This is a genomic window from Streptomyces sp. UNOC14_S4 (assembly GCF_020740835.1).
Classification (GTDB): Bacteria; Actinomycetota; Actinomycetes; order Streptomycetales; family Streptomycetaceae; genus Streptomyces.
Genome location: NZ_JAINFC010000912.1, coordinates 1 through 1413, shown reverse-complemented (window position 1 = coordinate 1413; position 1413 = coordinate 1). Strand labels below are relative to the sequence as shown.

Genomic DNA, 1413 nt, shown 5'->3' with positions numbered 1-1413 from the left:
GAGCAATGCTCAAGACCTGTGGATCGGACCCGGGTTGGTGTACGAAGGGCGTACCTTCCCGGGTGATCGATTGATGGTCATCGAGTAGGCCGACGTTCGCAGCGTCGGTCGGGAAGGCACGCCCGTGCTCAGCGTAGTCAATGCTGACGGCACCACCACGAACGGTTCCCTGATCGACGAGATCGTCCGTGAGGGGGCGAGGCGGATGCTGGCCGCCGCGCTGGAAGCCGAAGTGAACGCCTATATCGCCGAGTTGGCTGGTCAGTGTGATGAGAACGGCCTCCGCCTGGTCGTGCGCAACGGCTACCACCAGCCACGGAAGGTCACGACCGCCGCCGGGACGGTCGAGGTGAGAGCCCCACGGGTGAACGACAAGCGGGTCGATGAGACCACGGGTGAGCGCAAGCGGTTCGCCTCGGCGATCCTGCCGCCCTGGTGCCGCAAGTCCCCGAAGATCAGCGAGGTCCTGCCCCTGCTCTACCTGCACGGCCTGTCCTCCGGCGACTTCGTACCCGCGCTGGAGCAGTTCCTCGGCTCGGCGGCCGGCCTCTCCCCGGCCACGGTCACCCGGCTCACCCAGCAGTGGCAGGCCGACCACACCGCCTTCTGCGACCGCGACCTGTCCGGAGCCGACTACGTCTATGTCTGGGCCGACGGCATCCACCTCAAGATCCGCCTCGACCAGGCCAGGGCCGCGGTCCTGGTCCTGATGGGAGTGCGGGCGGACGGCACCAAGGAACTGATCGCGATGACGGACGGCTACCGCGAGTCGTCCGAGTCCTGGGCCGGCCTGCTACGGGACTGCGCCCGCCGGGGTATGCGCGCCCCTGTCCTGGCGGTCGGCGACGGTGCCCTCGGCTTCTGGAAGGCCCTGGGCGAGGTGTTCCCCGAGACCCGGCATCAGCGGTGCTGGGTTCACAAAACCGCAAATGTGATCGACTCGCTTCCGAAGTCGGCACAGCCGGCGGCGAAGAAGGCGGTCCAGGACATCTACAACGCCGAAGACCGCGAGCACGCGGCCGAGGCGGTCAGGGTGTTCGCCAGGCAGTACGGGGCGAAGTTTCCCAGGGCCGTCAAGAAGATCACCGACGACGAGGCCGAGCTGCTGGCCTTCTACGACTTCCCCGCCGAGCATTGGATCCACCTGCGGACCACGAACCCGATCGAGTCGACCTTCGCCACCGTCCGCTTGCGGACGAAGGTCACCAAGGGCGCCGGATCCCGGGCGGCGGCGCTGGCGATGGTGTTCAAGCTCGTCGAGTCAGCCCAGGCCCGCTGGCGGGCCGTGAACGCACCCCACCTCGTCGCCCTCGTGCGAGCCGGAGCCCGCTTCGAACGCGGTCACCTCGTTGAACGACCCGAGCCCGCTGCTGCATGAACAACCCGCCGATCCACAGGATTTGACAATTGCTC

Annotated in this window: 1 protein-coding gene; it reads left to right on the top strand. The window is 67.4% G+C overall.

Going from position 1 to position 1413, the window contains the following annotated elements; translation table 11 throughout:
* The first annotated feature begins 124 nt into the window (after positions 1 to 124).
* Positions 125 to 1378 carry an IS256 family transposase gene (locus K6I34_RS36955; RefSeq protein WP_229332387.1) on the top strand — a complete coding sequence of 418 codons (1254 nt, stop codon included), beginning with the start codon at positions 125 to 127 and terminating at the stop codon, positions 1376 to 1378.
* Positions 1379 to 1413 lie beyond the last annotated feature (35 nt).